The organism is Streptomyces sp. NPDC029014 (assembly GCF_055564695.1).
The window spans coordinates 44820-66195 of record NZ_JBVHVT010000049.1 but is presented as its reverse complement, the minus strand read 5'-3'; the positions used below and the strand labels follow the sequence as shown (position 1 = coordinate 66195).

The 21376-nt window shown below is 74.3% G+C and carries 21 protein-coding genes; 15 read left to right on the top strand and 6 right to left on the bottom strand.

The features are described from left to right. The first annotated feature begins 208 nt into the window (after positions 1 to 208). Positions 209 to 484: a hypothetical protein gene (locus tag ACZ4VL_RS25520; protein WP_468204208.1), complete on the top strand. Its 276-nt coding sequence runs from the start codon at positions 209 to 211 to the stop codon at positions 482 to 484. Between the two features lie 46 nt (positions 485 to 530). On the opposite strand, the gene ACZ4VL_RS25515 is transcribed toward ACZ4VL_RS25520, so the two are convergent. The 3 genes from ACZ4VL_RS25515 to ACZ4VL_RS25505 form a co-directional block, all read right to left on the bottom strand. Continuing rightward, positions 531 to 1031, bottom strand: coding sequence for a hypothetical protein (locus ACZ4VL_RS25515; protein WP_468204207.1), 501 nt, complete (start codon positions 1029 to 1031; stop codon positions 531 to 533). A gap of 67 nt (positions 1032 to 1098) precedes the next feature. After that, the gene (locus tag ACZ4VL_RS25510) at positions 1099 to 2319 is read right to left on the bottom strand and encodes an FUSC family protein (protein ID WP_468204206.1); all 1221 of its coding nucleotides are present in this window, start codon (positions 2317 to 2319) and stop codon (positions 1099 to 1101) included. Between the two features lie 69 nt (positions 2320 to 2388). Next, positions 2389 to 3012: a TetR/AcrR family transcriptional regulator gene (locus ACZ4VL_RS25505; RefSeq protein ID WP_468204204.1), complete on the bottom strand. Its 624-nt coding sequence runs from the start codon at positions 3010 to 3012 to the stop codon at positions 2389 to 2391. 156 nt (positions 3013 to 3168) lie between these two features. On the opposite strand from ACZ4VL_RS25505, the gene ACZ4VL_RS25500 reads away from it, so the two are divergent. From ACZ4VL_RS25500 to ACZ4VL_RS25480, 5 genes are all read left to right on the top strand, one after another. Beyond that, positions 3169 to 3960 carry an SDR family NAD(P)-dependent oxidoreductase gene (locus tag ACZ4VL_RS25500; protein WP_468204202.1) on the top strand — a complete coding sequence of 264 codons (792 nt, stop codon included), beginning with the start codon at positions 3169 to 3171 and terminating at the stop codon, positions 3958 to 3960. Between the two features lie 96 nt (positions 3961 to 4056). Then, the gene (locus ACZ4VL_RS25495; protein WP_468204200.1) at positions 4057 to 6525 is read left to right on the top strand and encodes a CehA/McbA family metallohydrolase; all 2469 of its coding nucleotides are present in this window, start codon (positions 4057 to 4059) and stop codon (positions 6523 to 6525) included. 209 nt (positions 6526 to 6734) lie between these two features. Then, positions 6735 to 7682 (top strand): NmrA/HSCARG family protein, encoded by a 948-nt coding sequence (locus ACZ4VL_RS25490; RefSeq protein WP_468204198.1) that lies wholly within the window; start codon positions 6735 to 6737, stop codon positions 7680 to 7682. A 174-nt stretch (positions 7683 to 7856) separates the two neighbouring features. Beyond that, on the top strand, positions 7857 to 8435 hold the full coding sequence (locus ACZ4VL_RS25485) for a TetR/AcrR family transcriptional regulator (protein WP_468204196.1): 579 nt from the start codon (positions 7857 to 7859) through the stop codon (positions 8433 to 8435). 19 nt (positions 8436 to 8454) lie between these two features. Further along, complete coding sequence (locus tag ACZ4VL_RS25480; RefSeq protein WP_468204194.1) at positions 8455 to 9141, top strand: helix-turn-helix transcriptional regulator; 687 nt, start codon at positions 8455 to 8457, stop codon at positions 9139 to 9141. Here ACZ4VL_RS25480 and ACZ4VL_RS25475 read toward each other — a convergent pair. Next, entirely contained in the window at positions 9125 to 9517 is a 393-nt protein-coding gene (locus tag ACZ4VL_RS25475; RefSeq protein ID WP_468204191.1) for a VOC family protein, read from the bottom strand. The two genes, ACZ4VL_RS25480 and ACZ4VL_RS25475, sit on opposite strands and share 17 nt — an antisense overlap. 245 nt (positions 9518 to 9762) lie before the next feature. Here ACZ4VL_RS25475 and ACZ4VL_RS25470 point away from each other — a divergent pair, with 245 nt between their 5' ends. The 3 genes from ACZ4VL_RS25470 (at position 9763) to ACZ4VL_RS25460 (ending at position 11727) form a co-directional block, all read left to right on the top strand. After that, positions 9763 to 10443, top strand: coding sequence for a DUF998 domain-containing protein (locus tag ACZ4VL_RS25470; RefSeq protein ID WP_468204190.1), 681 nt, complete (start codon positions 9763 to 9765; stop codon positions 10441 to 10443). A gap of 69 nt (positions 10444 to 10512) precedes the next feature. After that, positions 10513 to 10731 (top strand): DUF4287 domain-containing protein, encoded by a 219-nt coding sequence (locus ACZ4VL_RS25465; RefSeq protein WP_468204188.1) that lies wholly within the window; start codon positions 10513 to 10515, stop codon positions 10729 to 10731. A gap of 132 nt (positions 10732 to 10863) precedes the next feature. Beyond that, entirely contained in the window at positions 10864 to 11727 is an 864-nt protein-coding gene (locus ACZ4VL_RS25460) for a hypothetical protein (protein ID WP_468204184.1), read from the top strand. A 66-nt stretch (positions 11728 to 11793) separates the two neighbouring features. On the opposite strand, the gene puuE is transcribed toward ACZ4VL_RS25460, so the two are convergent. After that, on the bottom strand, positions 11794 to 12702 hold the full coding sequence (gene puuE / locus ACZ4VL_RS25455) for an allantoinase PuuE (RefSeq protein ID WP_468204182.1): 909 nt from the start codon (positions 12700 to 12702) through the stop codon (positions 11794 to 11796). Between the two features lie 257 nt (positions 12703 to 12959). On the opposite strand from puuE, the gene ACZ4VL_RS25450 reads away from it, so the two are divergent. From ACZ4VL_RS25450 to ACZ4VL_RS25425, 6 genes are all read left to right on the top strand, one after another. Beyond that, the gene (locus tag ACZ4VL_RS25450; RefSeq protein WP_468204180.1) at positions 12960 to 13400 is read left to right on the top strand and encodes an Ig domain-containing protein; all 441 of its coding nucleotides are present in this window, start codon (positions 12960 to 12962) and stop codon (positions 13398 to 13400) included. A gap of 148 nt (positions 13401 to 13548) precedes the next feature. Then, positions 13549 to 14718 carry an FAD-dependent oxidoreductase gene (locus ACZ4VL_RS25445; protein WP_468204178.1) on the top strand — a complete coding sequence of 390 codons (1170 nt, stop codon included), beginning with the start codon at positions 13549 to 13551 and terminating at the stop codon, positions 14716 to 14718. Between the two features lie 91 nt (positions 14719 to 14809). After that, on the top strand, positions 14810 to 15463 hold the full coding sequence (locus ACZ4VL_RS25440; RefSeq protein WP_468204176.1) for a YrhB domain-containing protein: 654 nt from the start codon (positions 14810 to 14812) through the stop codon (positions 15461 to 15463). 56 nt (positions 15464 to 15519) lie between these two features. Then, complete coding sequence (locus ACZ4VL_RS25435) at positions 15520 to 15825, top strand: trypco2 family protein (protein ID WP_468204174.1); 306 nt, start codon at positions 15520 to 15522, stop codon at positions 15823 to 15825. Beyond that, entirely contained in the window at positions 15815 to 19423 is a 3609-nt protein-coding gene (locus tag ACZ4VL_RS25430) for a trypsin-like peptidase domain-containing protein (RefSeq protein ID WP_468204171.1), read from the top strand. Before ACZ4VL_RS25435 ends, ACZ4VL_RS25430 begins: the two co-directional genes overlap by 11 nt. After that, positions 19405 to 20778, top strand: coding sequence for an NAD(P)/FAD-dependent oxidoreductase (locus tag ACZ4VL_RS25425; protein ID WP_468204169.1), 1374 nt, complete (start codon positions 19405 to 19407; stop codon positions 20776 to 20778). The genes ACZ4VL_RS25430 and ACZ4VL_RS25425 overlap by 19 nt, the downstream gene beginning before the upstream one ends. Here the strand turns inward: ACZ4VL_RS25425 and ACZ4VL_RS25420 are convergent. Beyond that, entirely contained in the window at positions 20765 to 21352 is a 588-nt protein-coding gene (locus ACZ4VL_RS25420) for a hypothetical protein (RefSeq protein WP_468204167.1), read from the bottom strand. The two genes, ACZ4VL_RS25425 and ACZ4VL_RS25420, sit on opposite strands and share 14 nt — an antisense overlap. Positions 21353 to 21376 lie beyond the last annotated feature (24 nt).

Genomic DNA, 21376 nt, shown 5'->3' with positions numbered 1-21376 from the left:
CGAGGGAGAAACCTCCCGCTACCAAACACCCCTTCTCCCCCTCCCCCTCCACCTTCCAGGGGACCCCTGGTGTTTGTGTTGGTGCCGGTGGTCCCCCCCCCCCCCCCCCGACGCGGGCCCGGGCGACGACACGACGGGATGGCCGGGAACGGAGCACTTCCAGACGCCGCAGCCGCTCCCCGGCGCCCGGCCGGCCCACGTCAGCGTCATGCCGTCGCAGCCGCTGCCCGCACTCGATCCGGCAACGGTCGACCGGCACGCGGCGGCCATCGCGCGGGGCGAGCGGCCGACCGCCCTCCTGCTGGGCTGGACCGAGGACCGCCACGTCTCGTCCGAGTGGGAGGAGCGCTGCCTGCTCGCCGTCGTCCTCGACGGTCACCACCGACTCGCCGCCTATACGGCCGCGGAAGTGCCCGCAAGGGTGCTCGTGCTCGAACGGGCCGTACCGGACGGGACGCTCGGCGAGGTCCTGGGCGCCCTCTGAGGCCCCGTACCGTTTCGCCCCCGAGCCCCGAGCGCGGGGCAGGACGTCAGTGGCCGGCTGCGGCTTTGACGAGCGCGACCGTGGTGCCGATCGCCGCGTCGATGCCACCGGCCACCAGGGCGAACAGGGTGCCGCTGCCCATCCGGACGCCGCCGTAGCAGCCCCAGGCGAAGAGGGTGCCGACGTTCACCGCTGCGGCCGTCGCCAGAGCGGTGTCCAGCGCCATCACCCCGAGCGCCGAGATGCCGATCAGGAGGAGCGGGCCCACCGCGGACAGCAGGAGCGGGCTGCTGACGAACAGCATCGAGCGCAGGTCCCGTCCGGTGGCGAGGGTTCCGTGCACGACACGGTGCGCCTGCTGGTCGGCCGTGAGGGCGGCGAGCCACAGGCCCACCGAGGCGGTGACGACGGTCAGCGCCGCGTCCGCCGCGTCCACGTGGCCGCTGGCGCCGAGGCCGATGACCACGGAGATCATCGTGATCGTCGCGTACAGCCGTTCCTTCAGCCGGGCCGCGGTCTCCTCGATGGTGCTCCCCTCGTCGGTCACGTCCACACCGTAGGGCTTCGGCCCGCGCGGGCGCCGGAGCGGGGCTCCGCGCCGCCGCCGCGCCGCCTCATGCGCCGTCGCGCTCTTCCTCCTCGCCACCGGTGCGTCGACGGCGCATTCGGGACGTGAGGCGGCGGCTGCGCCGGGTACGGGTGTGGCGGTCGAGCTCTTCCAGCAGTCGCTGGGAGCGCTTGTCCACGCCCAACTCGTCGAGCACCCGGTCGATCTCGGCGAGCAGCGCCCCCTGGAGCTGCCACTGGGCCGGGTCCTCCCCGATCCGGGCCAGGAGGAGGTGCGCGAGCCGGTCCCGGCTCGCCCGGGCCACGACGAGCTCCCCGGTCAGCCGGGCCTCCGCCTCCTCCGCGTTGGCGCTGACCTGGGCGGTGATGAGCTGGGCGAAGCTCTCCACCGCCGTGGCCGTGTGTCCGAGCACGTCCCGCAGTGCGCCCCGGACCTCGGCCGTGAACAGCGGGCTGTCGGGGCGGGCCTTGGCCAGGTCGGTCAGCGTCCGGCAGGCCACGCGGAGGACGACCGCGCAGATCTCCAACGTGTCCAGGCCGGTGCGCAGCACCAGCCGGGAGAGCAGGCCCTCCTTGACCCGCGGGTTGAGCCGGAGGCTGTCCTCGGCCTGCCGGAGGGCGGCGTCCACCTGTGCGATGTCGTTGTCGAGCCGACGCGCCTCGTGGAGGCGGGCCGCAGCCTGCTCCACCTTGGCCGGGCCGAGCGGTTCCTCGCCGATGTGGCCCAGCAGCCGGCTCATGCGCGCCGCGAGGTCGGTGATCGCTTCGCTGGCCGGGCCGACCCAGACCGGCGGGGCGACGAGCAGGTTGACCAGCATTCCGACGGCGGCGCCGATCAGCGTCTCCAGGACCCGGTCCCATGCGGTGTTCGCGACCTGGGTGACGCCGAGGACCAGCATGGCGCTGATCGCGACCTCGGGGACGAACTCGTCCACCCGGACCAGATGGCCCACGAGCAGCGACGCCAGGATGACCAGGCCCAGGCTCCACCAGGTGAGTCCGACCAGCGCGCTGAAGCCGATGGCGATCAGGACGCCGGCGACCACGGAGTTCACCCTCCGGATGCCGGTGGTGAGGGTGGAGTAGAGGGTGACCTGGACGACGAGCAGCGCGGTCAGCGGTGCGGTGAGCGGGGCCGGCTCGCTGCTCAGCCGTAGCGCGATCACGTAGCTGATGACGGCTGCCCCGGTGGAACGCAGGGCCTGGACGGCGACCGGCTCGCGACGGCGGTCGGCGATACGGGTGAGGGTGCTGATCATTTCCGGCATACCTGCGCGCATTCCCCCACGGGCGCCCGGTGACGCAGTCGCCGCCGTTTTCCCCTCCTCGGACGGCGGTCAGGACGGTCGGGCGCCCGGGACGGCGGTACGCAGGGCCGTGCCGCAGGCGTCCGAGCCGGCGGTCGCGCCGCCCGTCAGCAGCAGGATCGTGTCCACGAGCTCCTCGGCCGGTGAACCGGTGGCCAGTCGCCTCAGCTGCTGCCCGAAGACCAGCGCCACGACGGCACCGGCCAGGCGCTGCGGGTCCGGCAGGCCGAGCCGTTCCAGGACGCCGCAGGCGAGCCGGTCGTACGCGGCGAAGCACTCGGCCGCGGCGGCCCGGAGCCGTTCGTCGCGCCCCGCCTGGATGTACAGCTCGAACGGCGCGATGTGCCGGCTGTCGAAGGCGGTCCCTCCCGCGACCGTCGCCACCAGCTCGGCCGCGCCCTCGACGTCGAGGCCGTCCGCGGTGGCGCAGTTCTCGGCCAGTTCGGTGAGGCGCCGGGTCTCCTGGGCCACGAAGTGCAGCAGGCTTTCGCGGAGCAGTTCGTGCTGGGTGGCGAAGTGGTAGGTGACGGAGCCCAGCGACACCTGTGCTTCCTTCGCGATTCGCCGGTTGCTCAGCGCGGCGATGCCCTCGTCGCCGATGATGCGAAGGACGGCATCGATGATGCTCTGGCGGGTGTCGGCTGCCTTCTCCATGCCCGCAATGGTCGCACCCGGCCGATCTCGCCCGACGGGCCGGGTGCCAACTCGGGAACGGCGCGCGGGTGTCGGCCCGTCCATGGCATGGACACGCCGGACACCCCTCCTCTATGGTCCAGTTCGTTCGAACGAACAACTGAGAGGGCGGTACGGATGCGTGTCAACGGATCGACGGTTCTGCTGACCGGGGCCACCGGCGGACTCGGGACGGCGCTCGCCGGGGCGCTGGCCGCGAAGGGCGCGAGTCTGGTCCTCACCGGGCGCAGGGAGGACGCCCTGAAGGCCGTCGCGGACCGGTTCGGCGCCCGCGCCGTCGTCGCGGACCTCGCCGACCCGTCCGACGTGGAGCGCCTCGCGCAGGAGTGCGCCGATGTCGACGTGCTCGTCGCCAACGCGGCGCTGCCGTCCAGCGGGGACGTGCTGGAGTACACCCCCGACCAGGTCGAACGGGCGCTCGCCGTCAACCTGCACGCACCGGTGCTGCTGGCGCGCCTGCTCGCCCCCCGCATGCTGAAGGCGGGCCGGGGCCACATCGCCTTCGTCGGATCCATCTCCGGCAAGGCGGCCAGCAAGTCCTCCTCGCTCTACAACGCGACGAAGTTCGGCCTGCGCGGCTTCGCCCTCGCCTTCCGCCAGGACCTGCGCGGCACGGGCGTGGGCGTGTCCCTCGTCCAGCCCGGGTTCGTGCGCGAGGCCGGCATGTTCGCCGCGACGGGCGCCAAGCCCCCGGCCGGCATGCGCACGGTCTCCCCGGCGCAGGTGTCCGCCGGCGTGATCCGCGCCGTCGAGCGGGACCTGTGCGAAGTGAACGTGGCGCCCGGCGAGTTGAGGCTGCTCAGCGCCATCGCCGGGCAGTTCCCCGGTTTCGCCGAGAAGGTACAGGGCCGAATGGGTGTCGAACGCACCATGGCGGTCATGGTCAGCGCCCAACGCGACACCCGCTGACGCACCCGCACCCGCACTCGCACCCCCGCCCACCCCGCACGCCCCCCTTGCCCCGCACCCCCACCCCCCGACACCGGAAAAGGGAAAGGCGACCCGATGGACGACCTGGACGGCTTAGTCCCGCGCCCCGCTGCACGCCACGACCACCGGTCCCGGGTCGGACGCCGGGACCTCCTGCGCCTCGGCACCCTCCTCGCCGCCGGTGGCCTCGCCGCGACGGCCCCCGCGAACCTCGCACGGGCCGACACGGTCCCGCGGGGGAACCGCGGAGCGACCACCACCTACGACGGCCACTCCCCGTACGGCTTCGACCAGTGGGCGTCCGTCGACTTCGAGGTCCCGGAGGGCGTCCGGCGCATCTCCGTCTCCGCGGCGTTCAACGCCGCCGACGGCGTCCTCGACCTCGGCGTGTTCGGCCCGACCGGCTTCCGCGGCTGGTCGGGCGGGGCGCGCCGCGAGTTCACCCTCTCCGGATCGGACGCCACCCCCGGCTACGTCCCCGGCCCCGTCCAGGCCGGCAGGTGGTCGGTCGCCCTCGGCCCGATCGTGAACACGCCCGGCGGCATGGACTGGCAGATCACCGTCACGCTGGAGTACGGCGAGCAGCTGCCGGAGGTCCCGTACGACGTCCTGCCCGCGGCGGTGCCCGGGCGCGGCCGCGGCTGGTACCGCGGGGACCTCCACCTCCACACCGTCCACTCCGACGGCCGCCGCACCGTGGACCAGCTCGTCGACGCCGCCCGCGCCGCCCGGATGGACTTCATCGCCACCTCGGACCACAACACCAGTTCCACCGGGGTCTCCTGGCGCGGGAACGTCCCCACGGACCTGCTCGTCCTCAACGCCGAGGAGGTCACCACCCGGCACGGCCACTGGCTGGCGGTCGGCCTGCCCCAGGGCGAGTGGGTGGACTGGCACTACGCGCCCGCCGACGGCGGCGTGCTCGACCGGCACGTCCGGCGCGTCCACGGCCTCGGCGGGCTGGCCGTCGCCGCACACCCCATGACCCCGGGACCCGGCGCGCTCTGGGAGTTCGGGCTCGACCGCGTCGACGCGCTGGAGGTGTGGAACGGGCCGTGGACGCTGGACGACGCGGCCAACATCGCCGTCTGGCACACCATGCTCTGCCTGGGCAAGCGCATCGCGGGCCTCGGAAACAGCGACGCCCACAGCCCGAGCGACGTCGTCGGCCAGCCGCACAACGTCGTCAACGCCGCCAGTCTGTCCCGCGCCGACGTCCTGGACGCCCTGCGCAGGGGCAGGTCGTACGCCGCCGAACACGCGGGCGTGACCGTGGACTTCACCGCCCGGGCCCACGGCGCGACGGCCGGCCCGGGGGAGGAGCTGCCGCTGTCCCTGTTCGACGCCGTCGACGTCGCGGTGGACGTGTCGGGCGCGCCGGACGCCGTCATCACGCTCCACACCGAGTGGGGCATCATGGCCGCGACCAGGACCGGCAGCGACGGAACGGGCCGGCTGCACTGGCGCGGCTGGGGCAAAGCCTCCCTCTTCGCCCGCGCCGAAGTCCGGCGCCTGGAACCCGCCTCGACGACCCTGGACCAGATGGTGGCGGTCACCAACCCCGTCTGGTTCTCCACCGCGAGCCTGCCCCCGTACGCAGTCGAGCAGCGCACCCTCTTCGTGACGCAACGGGCGCCCGACGGCTCCTGGAGCAGCATGCGGCCGCTGCCCGGCGCGCAGGACGCGCCGTCGTTCACCGGGGTCGGCACCGCCGTCGCCGGCCTGCCCCACGGCTCGCTCCTGACGCTGGGCCTCGGCACCGACAACAGCCTGTGGCTGACCACCCGCAAGGGGGCGGACGCGGTGAGCCCCTGGCAGCGGCTCACCGGGCTTGACGGCCGGAGCGGGTTCACCGTCCTCGACGCCGCGATCGCCGGGTTCCCGGACGGTACCGGCCAGATCGTGGCGGTCGGCACGGACGGCAGGCTGTACCACCAGCGGTGCGGCGCCGGCGGCACCCCGACCCGCTTCCGGGCCGTGCCCGGTGGCTCCCCTACCGGCCGCTGGGGCGCGACGAAGGCGGCGATCGCCGCCATGCCCGACGGATCCGCCCAGCTCGTCGCCTACGGCACCGACGGGGCCATGCAGCACTGCATCCGGCGCGCCGACGGATCCTGGACGGGGTGGGGGCGGCTCGCCGGCGTCGGCGGAGCACCCGCGTTCTCCGGCCCGGCCCTCGCGATCGCCGGGCTGCCGGACGGGTCCGCCCAGGTGCTGGCCATCGGCCTCGACGGCATGGTCCACCACCAGGTGCGCCGCCCGGACGGCACGTGGACCGGCTTCCGGCCCCTGCGCGGAGTCACCACGCCCACCATGGGGGCCAGCGACGTCGACATCGCGGGCATGCCCGACGGCTCGGCCCGGATCGTCGCCGTCGGCCGCGACGGCAACGTCTGGCACGACACGAGGAGGCCGGACGGCTCCTGGGCCGGCTTCGCGCAGGTCCCCGGCCCGAACGGCCGCGACGCGTTCCCGGCCGGGCAGGTCCGCATCACCGCCCTGCGCGACGGGACGGCCCACGTCGCGGCCATCAGCGCGGGCTGAGCGGCTCCCTCCCCGCCGCCCGATCGCCGTGGACGTCGGGGGCGTGCCGCTCGGCGCGCCCCCGACGTCACGTCGGCCGCATCGGCCCCAGTGGGCGTCTTGCACCGGTTCGTCGGCGTGTGCGGCATGGATGCGGGCCCCCGCAACCGTAGGTTTCGCTACCAGATTCTGTGGGTGGCTTCGGTGGCGGCAGGGAAGAGGTGCTGGCGATGGACGGCAGGCGGATCATCACCGTGTTCGGCGCGACGGGGCACCAGGGCGGAGCGGTGGCCCGGGCCGTCCTGGAGGACGAGGACGGCGGTTTCGCGGTCAGGGCCGTGACCCGCAGGCCGGAATCGGACCGGGCCCGCGAGCTGGAGCGGCTCGGCGCGGAGGTCGTCCGCGCCGACCTCGATGACGAAGAGAGCCTCCGACCGGCCCTGGACGGTGCCTACGGCGCCTTCCTGGTGACCAACTTCTGGGAGGACATGTCCGCGGCCCACGAGCAGGCGCAGGCCCAGGCCCTGGCCCGGGCGGCGGGACACGCCGGGGTGCAGCACGCGATCTGGTCCACCCTGGAGGACACCCGCGAGTGCATTCCGGTCGACGACGACCGCATGCCGACCCTGCAGGGCTCGTACAGCGTGCCGCACTTCGACGCCAAGGCGGAGGCCGACCACTACTTCACCGACGCCGGCGTCCCCACCACCTTCCTGCGGACCACGTTCTTCTGGGAGAACCTGCTGTCGGCCTTCGACCCGCACCAGGGTGAGGACGGCACGTACGCACTCACCTATCCCATGGGGGACCGCAGGCTCTCCGGCATCGCGGTGGACGACGTCGGAAAGACCGCCCTGGCCCTCTTCAAGGGCGGTACCGACTTCATCGCCGCCACGATCAGCATCGCCGGCGAGCACCTCACCGTCGCCGAGATGGCCGCGACCATGACCGAGGTGCTCGGCAGGCCGGTGCGCTACGAGCCCCTGACGCCGGACGCCTTCCGTGCGCTCGGATTCCCCGGTGCGGAGGAGTTCGGCAACATGTTCCAGTACTACGCCGACTGCGAGCACACCTTCACCGCGGCCCGCGACCTCGATGCCGTCCGCGCCCTCCACCCCGGTCTCCAGGACTTCCGGACCTGGCTGTCCGCGCACCGCGACGCGTTCCAGCTGGGCTGACCTTCGAGTAAACCGGATAGGTCATCCGCATCTGTGCTACCGTCCTGCCCAACGTCAAACGGATGAACTATCGAACGGCACGCGCCGCTCACCACCGCCTGACCCGTCGGCGCCGCAGGGCCGGCACCGGCGGCGGGTGCCATCCGGATCGGCCATCCGGTTAACATGTCCGTCATGACGACGCCCCTGCGCAAGGACGCGGCCCGCAACTGGGACCGGATCGTCTCCGTCGCCCGCGCCCTGGTCGACCAGGGCGCGCCGCTGCAGCTCAACGATGTCGCCCGCCGCGCCGAACTCGGGGTCGGCACCGTCTACCGGCACTTCGCCACCCCCGAGGCCCTGCTGGAGACCGTTGCCGCGCCCTGCCTCGAAGGCCTGGCCGTCCACGGCGAGCAGGCGCTGGCCGACTCCGACCCCTGGCGCGCGCTGGAGGGCTTCCTGTTCCGCACGGTCGAAGCACAGGTCGGCGATGCGGCCATGGCCCCCGTCGCCGCCGCGGCCACGGACGCCCTGCCGCGCACCACGGAACTCAAGGTCGCGCTCCGGTCGGTCGGCACCACCCTCGTCGACCGGGCGCGGTCCGCCGGCGCGGTCCGCCCCGACCTGGACCCCGCCGACCTGGTCCCGCTCATGTGCGGCATCGCCTACGCCGTCGACGTCCACGGCGGCGATCCCGCGGACCGCATCGACACCGCCCACCGCTACCTGGCCACCCTGCTCGGCGGCCTGCGGGCCGCACCCCGGCCCGTCTGACCGCGGCCCGGTGACGGCCGTGTACACCGAACGGGACGCGCCCGGGGCCGGCGGGGTGCTGTGGACCAGCACCGCCACCGTCGCCGGGCCGCGCCGGATCATCCCGGACGGATGTCTGGACCTGATCTGGACGCGCGGCGCACTGATCGTCGCCGGACCCGACACCGAGGCCGCGGTGATCGGGACCAGGCCGGGGGACACGGCCGTGGGACTGCGGTTCTCCCCGGGGAACGGACCGCTGGTGCTGGGCGTTCCCGCGCACGAGCTGCGCAACCTTCGCGTGCCGCTCGCCCGGATGTGGGACGGGGCCCTCGTACGACGACTGACCGAACAGATCGGTGAGGCCCCTTCCCCCGGCGCGTTCCTCGGCGGGCTGGCCCGGGACAGGTTCAGCGGGTCCGACCGGGACCCGATGGTCGCCGAGGTCCTCGCCGGGCTGGCAGCGGGGGAGTCGGTCGCGGCGTGCGCCGTACGTGCCGGCTACAGCGAGCGGCAACTGCACCGGCGGTGCCGGGAGGCGTTCGGGTACGGGCTGAAGACGCTCTCGCGGGTGCTGCGGATGCACCGGGCCGTCGAACTGCTCCGCCGGGGCACGCCGTTCTCCGAGATCGCCTGCATGCTGGGCTACGCCGACCAGGCCCACCTCAGCAGGGAGGTGAAGGCGCTGGCCGGCGTGGAGCCGGGCCGGTTCAGGCCAGCGCGCTGAAGAGATCGACCGGGTTGCCGTCCGGATCCAGCAACTGGGCGTAGCGCTGGCCCCAGAAAGCGTCCCAGGGCTCCTTGTGGCCCGTGTGCCCGAGGCCGACCATGCGCGCGTAGGCCGCGTCGACCTCGGCCGGCGTGTCGCAGTGGAAGGCCAGGCCCATGCGGTGGCCGCCGGACGGCGGCGCCCAGTCCGGCTCGAAGCTGCGGATGACGTCGGTGCGGTCCCAGGCCAGGCGGATGCCGCCGGGCAGGGTCACTTCGACGTGGGGCTCCTGGTCGGCCTCCGCGGGGACGTCGAGGCCGAGGTCGCGGTAGAAGGCCAGCGAGCGCGCCATGTCGGCGACGACGAGACCGAACAAGTCGATACGAATAACCATGCCGAGAACCTAGGCCGGGCCGGGCCGCCGGGTCTTGAACGAATCGGACGTGTCCCACGGGCCCCACCACCGGACTGCTCCCGACGGCGCCGCCGGGCCCGAAACCCCACCCCTCCGAGTATGTGTGGTGCAGGTCACAGCCGCCCGGCCGATGAGATCGCGCCCCCGCCCGGGTCCACCCCTCGACACCACGCGAGCGCCATGAAGCCCGTCTTCCGAGGGCGGCGCACGAGGAGGGAAAACCCATGGCCCGGACGCTCAACGCCCCACCCGTCAACCGTGCCGGAGCGCACCCTGCGCAGCCCGCTCCCCGGGCGACGCGGATCCTCCTGGCCGGCGGTCTGGTGGCGGGTCCGCTGTTCCTCGGCGCGGGCGGGGCGCAGGGGCTCGCACGGGACGGCTTCGACTTCACCCGCAATGCGATCAGCCAACTCGCCCTCGGCGGCCCCGGCTGGATCCAGACGGCGAACTTCCTGCTCACCGGGGCCCTCCTCATCGCCGGCTCGATCGGGCTGCGCCGCACGCTCCGCCGGGGAGGGGCCGGTCGGACGTGGGGCCCGGTCCTGATCGGCGTGTTCGGCGCCTCGTTCCTGGCGGCCGCGGCCTTCCCGGCCGACGCCGGTGCCGGGTTCCCGGCCGGCGCACCCGATGCCGCAGCGCTGAGTGCGCACGGCGCCGTACACATGGTCGGCGGCATGGTCGGCTACCTCGCGCTGTGCGCGGCCTTCCTCGTGCTGGCCCGCCCGCTCGCCGCGAGAGGGCACCGCGGCTGGTCGGTGGGCTCCCGTCTCGCACCCCTCGGCGTCCTCGCCGGGTTCGCGGGCTCCTCCGCCACGGTGCTCGCCTTCACCGCCGGTGCGGGGCTCGGCCTCGTCTGGCTGGCCGCGATGACGGCCCGTCTGCTCGCTGATGCGACCGACCGCTAGCCGCGCCCCGCCCCGTCCCGCACCATGACGACCAAACAAGATCATCCAATGAGCGAAAAGGAGCGTCCGATGACCGACGCAGTGAAGGGTCCCGCCAGTTACTTCCCCTCGATCGAGAAGAAGTACGGCCGGCCGATCGCGGAGTGGAAGGACCTCATCCGTTCCTCGCCGCTGACCCGGCACATGGAGCTCGTCTCCTGGCTCAAGTCCGAGCACGGCCTGGGGCACGGCCACGCGAACGCCCTGGTCGCACACACGCTCGCCGAAGGCGGCGGCAAGGAGGGGTAGTCCCGGCGCATCGGAACCCCCACCCGGGAATTGAACACGTTCAGACCGGGTGGCAGTATGAGGGTGTGCGCGGCGCCCTGCGCACGGGCGGGGGCGTGGCGTCCTTCGACGCGCCACAAGGGGGGAAAGGCCGTGGAGACGAAGCGGTCCTTCGGTCGGTTGCTCGCGGTCTCGGCCCTGGTACTGGTCCTGGAGGCGATGCTCGCGACGGTGATCGGCGTGCTGTACGCCCTGACGCGGGAGCCCTACTTCAAGGTGGAGTACCTCCAGGCCGCCCAGGCGGTGCTGACCCTCACCTGCGTGGTCGCGGTCGTGGCGCTGCTGCTCTCGCTCGTGGTCGTGCTGCCCGCGGTGGCGCTCGCCGACCTCCTCGGGCGCCTGCTGGGCGGCCGGAACCCGTGGGGTCGGGTGCCGGTGACGGTGGGCGCGCTGCTGGCGCCCCTCGCGGTCGCGGGACTGGCCGGAGGCATGGAAAGATCCACCGTGTGGGTGACCTGGGCGGTGGCCACCGCCGTCCTGTCCGTGGCCGCCCTGCTCGGCCGCCCGCGACGGGAGGGGCTGTTCGGCCTGGTGGCGGTGCGCGGCACGGCGGTCGTCGTGGGGACCGGCCTCCTCGGCACCTTCGGGCTCTGGACGGACGTCCTGCCGAGGTACCGTCCCCCGTTGATCACCGCGGCGTCCGTGGTCGGAGTGTGGCAGGACGCGACGAGCGGCAGCCTGACCTTCGAGGCGGACGGCCGGGTGACGGTCCACGGCATCAACCAGTTCCGGCCCGGCGACAGGTACTTCGACCCGGTGCCGCGTTGCTCGGGGCAGGGCACGTGGACCTTCACGCCCGGACGGCGCAACACCTGGGGCCAACGCGTCGACGTCCGCGTCGCGGGCTGCCCGCTGCCCGAATGGAGGGTGGCCGGCAGGGCCGGAGACCTGGAGCTGTACCACTTCGTCGGCGATCCGGACGCCCGCGACCTGTACGAGCTGCGGAAGGTGACGTAGCCGTCGGCCCGGTCGGCGGCGCGGTGGCCCCCGTGCGGGGGAACGTCCCACCGCGCGGTCGCGCGGTCAGCGCCCCGGCGGGTGCGTGGCGAGCCAGTGGCGCGCGATCTGCTCGCGCGTGGCCACCCACGCCCCGCCGAGCTGCGCGACGTGCCTCAGGAATCCGTCGAGCGCGCGGATGCGGCCGGGCCGGCCGATGATCCGGCAGTGCATGCCGACGCTCATCATGCGCGGGCGGTCGGCGCCTTCGGCGTGGAGGGCGTCGAACGTGTCGACGAGGTAGGCGAGCAGGTCGTCGGCGGTGGTGAAGCCGTGGACGGTCAGGAACTTGAAGTCGTTCGCGTCCAGGGTGTACGGCACCACGAGGTGCGGGCGGCCGGCCGCCTCGACGTAGAACGGCAGGTCGTCCGAGTAGTCGTCGGAATCGTAGAGGAAGCCGCCCTCCTCGGCGACGAGGCGCCGCGTGTGGGGGCTGGTCCGGCCGGTGTACCAGCCGACGGGCCGCCGCCCGACCAGCCGCTCGATCGTCGCGATCGAGCGCGCGATGTCGGCGCGCTCCGCTTCCTCGGGCACGTGCCGGTAGTCGATCCAGCGCCAGCCATGGCTCGCCACCTCCCAGCCGGCGGCGCCCATCGTCCGCGCCACGTCCGGATTGCGGGCGAGCGCCTGCCCCACGGCGTAGACGGTGAGCGGGGCGCCGTGCACCGCGAGCGCGCGGTGGATCCGCCAGAACCCGGCGCGCGAACCGTAGGCGAACATCGACTCGGCGTTCAGGTCCCGCCCGCCCACCACGGGCGGCACGCCGACGAGTTCGTGGAGGAAGCCCTCCGACGCGGGGTCGCCGTCGAGGACGTTCTGCTCGCCGCCCTCCTCGTAGTTGAGGACGAGGCTGACGGCGACGCGGGCGCTGCCGGGCCACGCGGCGTGCGGCGGCTCGGCACCGTAGCCGACGAGGTCGCGCTGATGCTCGGACACGGGCGGCACCCTACCGCCGATCGGGCCGCCGGCCACGGAGGTGTGCCACCCGTCCCGACCGCGCCCCGTTCCCGGGTCGCGCAGGCCGTCGCCCGTACCGGGGCGGCGTCCCAGAGGTCCTGTCGACTTCCGGGCCGTCCCCACCTAGGATTCGTCCGCTCCACCGCACCTCGAACACCTACACCCATGCGGCTGGCCGCGGTGTCCGGGAATCGCACCGGAACGCCGCGCGCCTCCCGACGAGTTCGGAGGTCACGTTGACAGCGTCCCCGCGCGTCCGCGTCCGCGCCCCCCGCCGGCTGGCGGCCCTGGCCCTCGGTATCGGCGCCCTGTTGGCCGCGCCCGTGGCCCCGGCGGTCGCGGCCGCCGACACGGCCGGCGCCGCGCAGCCCGTCGCCCCGATGGCCGGTACCGTGCTGGACAAGCCGATCGTGGTCGGCTCGGGCGACCGCACCGACTACCAGTACGACAGCGTCCGCGAGCAGATGATCGGCATGGGAGGCGTGCCCCCGTACACCTTCTCGGCCGTCAACCTGCACGCGGGTACGTCGATCAACGCCACGACCGGTCTGATCTCCGGAGTGGTCCGCAGCACCGGCACCCGCGTCGTGACCGTCACCATCAGGGACAGCATCGGGCAGACGGGCACGCGCTCGTTCAACTGGCGCGTCATCCGGGAGGCCTGCCCGCGCTGCTGAAGCCCGTCCGGACCGCCCGCCCGGTACCGACGGGGGCCGGGCGGGGGTCCGGCCCCGAGTCGCCGCCCGCGCTCCCGCTCCCGCTCCACAGCCGTAGAGTGGGGCTCCGCAGCCGGAGCGGGTGCCCGACCCGGACGAAGGGGTGTTCATGGCGAACCGTCGCGCCGTCGTGGTCGGGGCCGGAATCGGCGGTCTGACGGCCGCCATCGCCCTGCACCGCCGCGGCTGGCACGTCACCGTCTGCGAACGGGCCCCCGCACCGCCCCTCACCGGCGCCGGCATCGGCCTCGCCCCCAATGCCCTGCGCGCACTGGACGCCATCGGCGTCGACGCCGCCCACGCCGCCGGCAGCGCCGTACCCGAGACGATGGGGGTGCGCCGCTCCGACGGCCGGTGGCTCACCCGCGTCGGCACCGCGGACATGGCGGCCCGCTACGGCGTGGCCCCGATCGCCGTCCCGCGACCGGCCTTCACCGCCGCCCTGGCCGCGGCCCTGCCGGCGGGTGCCGTCCGCTACGGCAGCGCCGTGACCGCCGTCGTCGACCCCGCGGGCAGCCCGACCGTCCGTACGGCGGCGGGCGAGGACCTCCCCGCCGATCTGGTCGTCGCCGCCGACGGCATCCGCAGCCCGCTGCGCCACGCCCACTTCCCCGCCCACCCCGGCCTGCACTACATCGGCGAGACCGCGTGGCGAACCCTCGTCGACGCGCCGGACCTGCCGATAGCGGCCATGAGCGAGACCTGGGGGCGGGGGCAGCGGTTCGGCGTGACCCCGCTCTCCGACGGCCGCTTCTACCTCTACGCCACCGCGCTCGTCCCGCCCGGCACCCGGTCCGCCGACCCCCGAGCCGAACTCCGCGACCTCTTCGGCTCGTGGCACGACCCGATACCCGCCCTGCTGGACCGCATCGACCGCCTCGACCCCGCCGACGTCCTCCAGAACGACCTCTACGACCTGGCCGCCCCGCTCCCCGCCCTGCACCACGGCCGCATCGCCTGGCTCGGCGACGCCGCCCACGCCATGGCGCCCAACCTCGGCCAGGGCGGGTGCCAGGCCGTCGAGGACGCGGTGGTCCTCGCCGGCCTCCTCCCCCCGGACGGCGCCGACCCCGTCCCCGCCGCCCTCGCCGCGTACACCGCCGCCCGCCGCGACCGCACCGATGCCGTCCGCGTCCGCGCCCGACGCGTCGGGCGCCTCGGCGCCCTCCGCAACCCCCTCGCGGTGGCCGCCCGCGATCTCGCGGTCCGCGCCACACCCGACCGTCTGGCCCTGCGCGGCATGGACGACCTCTTCAACGGCTTCCGCCCGCCGCCGTGACGGCCGACGGCACGGGCGACCGGGCCGTCGACGGCAGGGCCCTGGCGGAAAAGCGCTGGCGGCGGCCAGCCGTTGCGGTGATCCTGCAGTCGTGATCGGACGGAACGAGGCGGTACGGATCGTCGAGGAAGAGCTGGCGCGCGAGCGCCGGGCGAGGGCTGCCCGGGGCGTCGGGCAGCCGCGGCGCATGGTCGTGGTGGACGTCGCAGAGCACGAACTCGTATGGCTGGTCACCGTCCAGTCCGAGGACTACGCCCGCACCCGCGACCGGCACACGATGCTCGTCGGTCACGGCCCGTACCTGGTCGACCGGCTCGACGGCGGACTGCACTGCATCGGAGCGGTCTCCGCCGTCACCGGAGCATGGGAGGACGACTACCGCAGCCGCATCCGCGGACTGCCCGTCCGCCGCACCGCAGTGGACGACCTGCACGACGAACTGCGCGCCGCAGGGGCAGGGGGCGACCGCACGGCCGCCGCCCGGGTCCTGCGCTGGAAACTGCCCGCGCTGTCGCCCGCGGAGGCCCGCGCCTACGTGACCGGGCTGCTGGTCGGCGAGGTGCCGGCCCGCCTCCTCGCCGTGGCACGGGAGGAGTTCGTCAAGCCCATCAGTCGTGTGCTCGCCGTGCGGACCCTCGTTCCGGGCACGGGGATGACCGGATCCGGCGGTCATTCAACCGACCGCCGTACGCGGGCGGTTGGCGATGAGTACGGTGACAGCGTACGAGGACCGGACCGGGCGTGAGTACGCCCTGTGCCGTGTGTCCATTCGTGTGCGAGTCGGGCCGAGGGGGATGCCGCGTGATCGAGCTGTCGACCGTGATCAAGGAGCTGCGGGAAGAGCTGGAGCTGTCGATCGCCGAAGCGCAGGGGAAGGACCTGCAGTTCGAGCTGGGGGCGATCGAGCTGGAGGTGTCGCTCGCGCTGGAGAGGAAGGCCGGCGGGCACGGCAAGGTCAAGTTCTGGGTCGTGGACCTCGGGGTCGACGGGTCCGTGCGCAGCGACGCGGTCCAGCGCGTGAAGCTGTCCCTGCAGCCGACCGTCGACGTGGCCGGCGTGCGGACCAGTGCCTTCGTGTCCGGCCGGGCGGGATCGATTGAGCAGTAGCCGCCCACTCGCCCCGTCGGCGGGGCTGGACGAGCGGCGGGCCGTGCAGATCGTTTCCACGCGCCGGAACGGCAGCGGCAAACGGGGCTCCGGCTACCGGGTCGGGCCCGGGCACGTGCTGACCGCCGCGCACGTCGTGGACGACGCCCGGGACCTGCTGGTCCGCTTCGTCGACGGCCGGGGCGGGATCACGGACGTCGACGCCGAGACGGCCTTCCTGCACCGGCGGCTCGACATCGCGGTGCTCGCGCTGCATCCCACCACGGACGCGGAGGACCTGGCCCCGCAGGCGGCCGGCGCCGTCCAGTACGGGCGGCTGGGCCGCCGCTCGGCGCCGTGCGAGGCAGTCGGCTTCCCGCGCTTCAAGCTGCGGCACGCGGTGGGACCGGACGGCGCGGAGTTCGAGTACCGCGACACCCGTCACGCCCACGGATGCGCGGTCGCCCTGTCGGGGCGGCGCGAGGGCACGCTGGAGCTGATCGTCGACCCGCCCGGGACCGACCCCGTTGCCGACCGGGGCGCCGGTCGTGCCCACGACCGTGCGCCGTCGCCCTGGGAGGGCATGTCCGGGTCGGCGGTGTGGAGCGGCGGCTGCCTCATCGGCATCGTCAGCGAGCACCGGCCCACCGACGGTGCGGGAACGCTGACCGCCAGCCGGGTCGACCGCTGGTACGGGATCCTCACCGACGCCGAGCACGGCGCCCTGCACCGCCTGATCGGCCTCCCGGCCGACCCGGCGGGGCTGGCGCCCGCCGACGCGCACGCCCAACAGGTCCACGACTACCTGAGCGCGGCCCTGGCCTCGACCCGGGAACACCCGTACGTCGGCGGCGCCAGCGGGCCCGGTGCGCCCCCGCTGGCCGACATCTACCTCGCCCAGCGGGCCCGCGTGCGCGCCCTCGGCAGGGGCGTCGGCGCCGCCGCCGGTGGCGCCGTCGACCGGGTCACGCCGCAGGAGCTCTCCGCCGAGGAGGCCGTGCACCGGATCGCAGGCTCCGGCGGTCGGGCGGCGCGGGTCACCGTCCTGACCGCCGGACCGGGCGGCGGCAAGACGACCTTCCTGCGCATGACGCTCGCCACGGCAGCCGGCCGCCACCTGGCCGGAGCGGACGCCGGGGCGGGCAGGACCGCGGACGCGCACGCAGGAGCGGATGCGCGCGCCCTACCGGTCCTGCTGCGGGCCACCGACCTGCTTCAGGAGGAGCCGCTGCCGCAGGTGCTCGCCCGCGCGGTCACCCGCGACCTGAGCCGGTTCGGGCTGCTCGAAGGACCCGACCCCGAAGTGTTCCGTTCGGAGGCGGAACCGGGCGTGCCGTGGCTCGTGATGGTGGACGGGCTGGACGAGATCCTCCTGCCGGACTGCAGGCGCAGGGTGTTGCAGACCCTGGCCGGCCACGCGGGGCGCAGCGGGACCACCGGCCCCACCAGGCCCGCAACCGCCGGCAGTCCGTTCCGCTTCGTGGTCGCCACCCGTCCGCTGCCCGAGGCGGAGCTCGGCGTCCTCGGCGAGGACACGCCGGTCCTCGAACTGCGCCCGTTCGACCAGTCGGAGTTCCGTTCCCTCGCCGTCAAGTGGTTCCGTGCCGCCGGGCGGCCCGCGCCCGAACGAGCGGCGGACCGGCTTGCCTACACCGCCACGGCCACGGCCACCGCCACGGCCACGGCCTCGCCCGCGGCCGGCCTCGGTAGCGTCCCGCTGATGGCGGCCATCCTGTGCGCCCTCGGTCCCGCCGAGCCGGAGCAGCCGCTGCCCGCGCACCGCGGCGATCTGTACCGGCGTTTCGTCGGCGCCCTCGCCGACCGGCACTACTCCGCCGGCCTGTCCGGGATCCAGGAGCAGACCCGCCAGGCCCTGGAACGCTACGGCACCAAGGTGCTCGACCGGGCACGGGAGACGGCCGAGGGGTTCTTCCCGCTCGTCTCCCGCCTCGCCGCCCGGCACGTGGGCCGGCCACGGACCCGCCCCGGTGAGCAACGCGACGTCCTCGCCGCTCTCCTCGGCCTCCCGGAGGCCGCACGGCCCGATTCCGGACCCGATCCCGTACTGGAGGAGACGTGGCGCCGGTTCCTCGCGGACCTGCTGCGGCACAGCGGCCTGTTCACCCAGGACGAGTCCGGTTTCACGTTCCTCCACCAGACCCTCGCCGAGTACTTCGCGGCGCAGGCCGTCGCCGCCGATCCCGGTCGGCTCCGGTCGGAGCTGCGGCGGTTCGTCGGCACCCGCCGCCCCGAACCGCCCGGCAGGCGGCGCGCCCGGCTGGAGCTGCGTACCGCCCAGATGTCGTACGTGGGCTTCCTGCTCGACGCGGCGTCCGACGACCCGGCGGGCGCCCGGGCCCTGCACCGGCTGGCCGCCGCGACCGACGCCGGCCTTCCCGACCTGCAGTTCATCGCCGCACAGGCCCGGCTGGGCACGCGGCTGCCGCCGGGGGTCGCCGAGCGGACGGCCTCGGCGCTCGTCGCGCTGGCCTCCCGGCCGAGCCGCCTGCGCGACGGCCTGAGCGCGGTCATGGCACTGGCCGACCTCGACGACGAGCGGGCCCAGGAACTCCTCGTGCGGATCGCCGAGGACGAGGACGCCGGGGGCGTCGCGCCGCTGGCCTTCACCCGCAGCACCCTGGTGGCTCCGCAGATGCTGCGCCTGTACAACGGGGTCGCCCGGGTGCAGGCCGCGCTCCGGCTCGCCGAGGGCGGCGACGAGCGCGGCACCAAACTGCTGCTGGAACTGGCCCACGCCGTCGCAGTGCACCCGCTGGCCCGCGCCCACGCGGCCGGGGCCCTCGCCCAGCTCGGGCATCCGGGCGCCGGCGAGCTGCTCCTCTCCCTCGCGAAGGACCCCCGCTTCGACGGCTCCGGGCGCGCGCTCGCGGCCCGCCTGATGGGGGTACGGCTCGACGACCGGCGCGCGCTGCGGATCCTCGCGGACATGGCCCGCGACCGGTCCCTCGACCCCGTCTCCCGCGTCAACGCCGCCCATGCGCTCGCACGGCTGGGGGACTCGCGGGCCAAACCCGTCCTGACGGAACTCGTCCGACCGGTCAGGGGACCGGCCCCGACCGAGGTGGACCGGCTCGTGCGTTCCTTCGTACGGGTCAAAGCCGCCCGGCTCCTCGCCGAACTCGGCGACCCCCGCGCGCCGCGCCTGCTCCTGGACCTGGCCCACGACGAGCGCGTGATGTCCTTCTACCGCCGCCGGGCGAAGGCCGTCCTGGTCATGGTCCACAGGGGGGTCATCCGGTCCGGGTACGAGAGCGGGGCCGAGGAGGACCTGCTCAGGCTGGACGCCGACATCCGGGAGATGACCTACAGCCGGTTCGCGCGCCTCGTGATGGCGTACGCGCGCGTGCAGCAGCGCCTCCTGATGCCGTTCCTGCTGCGCAGACTGGACCGCACCGGCACCGCCGGGCTCGGGACCCGCGGCCACTCATGCCCGTGCCGACGTCATGATGCGTGCGGGAGGACCACCGATCGCGCCCTCAACTCCCCGCGGAATCGGCCGAGTCGGACTCGACCCCGGGCACCGGGGGCAGAGGGCCGGGCAGTAAGATCATCCCGCAACACGACGCGAAGGGGAGTTCAGTGGCGCGGGTTGCAGTGATCGGTGGGGGTATCAGCGGTTCGGCGACGGCCCTCGTGCTCGGCCGGCGGGGCCACACGGTCACGTTGTTCGAGCAGGACGCCCGGGAGGCCGGCGAGGACCCGAACCGGGACTTCTTCCACTGGGACAGGCCCCGGGTCCCGCACGCCGTCCAACCCCATTCGCTCCTCGCACCCGTGCGCACCATGCTGCGCACCGAGGCACCCGACGTGTACGCGGACCTGCTGGCCCGCGGCGCCCGGGAACACCACGAGTTCGACTGGTTCGGTGAGCACCCGCCCTACCGGGCCGGCGACGAGGACCTGGTGACCCTGCGCACCCGCCGCATCGTCCTGGAGGCCGCCCTCACCGCCGCCGTGCGGCGGGAACGCACCGTTGACGTGCGGCGGGGCTGCCGGGTGAGCGGCCTCGCCCTCCGGGAGGGCCGGCCGGCCCGCGTCACCGGCGTACAGGTGGGCGGGGACGTGCACCGGGCGGACCTCGTCGTCGACGCGGCCGGTCGCCGCTCGCCGGTTCCCGCCTGGCTGACCGCGGCCGGCTGCCGCCCGCCCGTCGTCGACAGCCACCGCACCCGGCTCGCCTACCTCTGCCGCTGGTACCGCCTGCGCACCGACGGCCCGCGCGACCCCGGGCGGGTGAAACCCGGCTCGGCGGCCCCCTTCGCGTTCGGCGGCGTCTTCCCCTCCGACAACGACACCTTCGCGGTGAACCTGGTCGTCACCACGGACGATCCGAGCCGCGGCGCGCTCACCGACCCCGCCGTGTTCGAGGCCGCCGCCCGCCTCTTCCCCGCCAGCGCCGCCTGGCTCGACCTGGCCCCCGAACCCCAGTCGCCCGTCCTCGCGATGGCCGGCCTGGACAACCGCTGGACCGCCCTCGCCGACGACGAGGGACCCGTCGTCACCGGCCTGGTCAACGCCGGGGACAGCCTCATCCACACCAACCCCACCTCGGGCCACGGCGCGTCCCTCGGCCTGCGCGCCGCCCAGCACCTCGCCAGCCGTGTCGACGAGATCGCTGCGGACCCGACCGGCTACCACGCCTGGACGGTGCAGACCCTCCGCCCCTGGTTCGACGCGCAGGTGGCGGCCGACCGCTCCACCGGGCGGCGCCTCGCCGAGGGCGCAAGCCCGTCGGATCGGCGGGCTGCCGCCCTGGCCGCCTGCGCCTTCGACGATCCCGTCGTCATGAGGGCCCGCGCCCAGGTACGGCATCTCGTACGACCGGCCGACGACGCCTACGGCACCGACGAGGTGGAGCGGCACGTCACCGCATGGCTGGCCGCCCGCCCGGACTTCTCGCCGGAGCCCGACGGCCCGACCCGGGACGAGTGGGACGCGCTCATACCGGGATGAGCGCGGGGCGCCGGCCCAGGGGCGCGAGGGCCAGGAGCAGCAACAGCCCGCCCAGCGGGAGGAGGTCCAGGCTCACCGTCGAGACGGCGATGCCCGCCACCACGACGAGCGGCCGCCAGGCCGGGATCCGCCGCAGGGCCGCCAGTTGGACCGTGAGCAGGACCAGGCCCACGTAGAAGAGCAGCGGGCCGACGGTGTAGACGGCGGGCGTCACCCCCGGGTGGCTCCTGACGCCCTCGAACATGACGTTCATGGCCTCCCGGTCCTCGCAGAGGAACCCGACCACCAGGTCGATCACGGTCTGCGCCGCCGCTGCAGCCGCCCCGAGCAGACCCAGGGTGACAGCGGCGCGGGCGAGCAGGCGCGCCGCCGGCCCGCGCCCGGCCTCCGCCCACCGCCGCAGGGTCCACATCACCGGTACGAAGGCCAGTACGGCCGTCAGCAGCGCGAGATGGCCGAGGTCCCAGGCGAGGCCGGGGCCGTGCGTGGGGTCGGTGAGGCGGATGGTGCCGTAGACCGCCATGCTGAGCGGCCCCACGGTGAAACAGGTCAGGTGGCGCGTTGCGTTCGACATGGAGCGATCATGATGGTGGGGCTG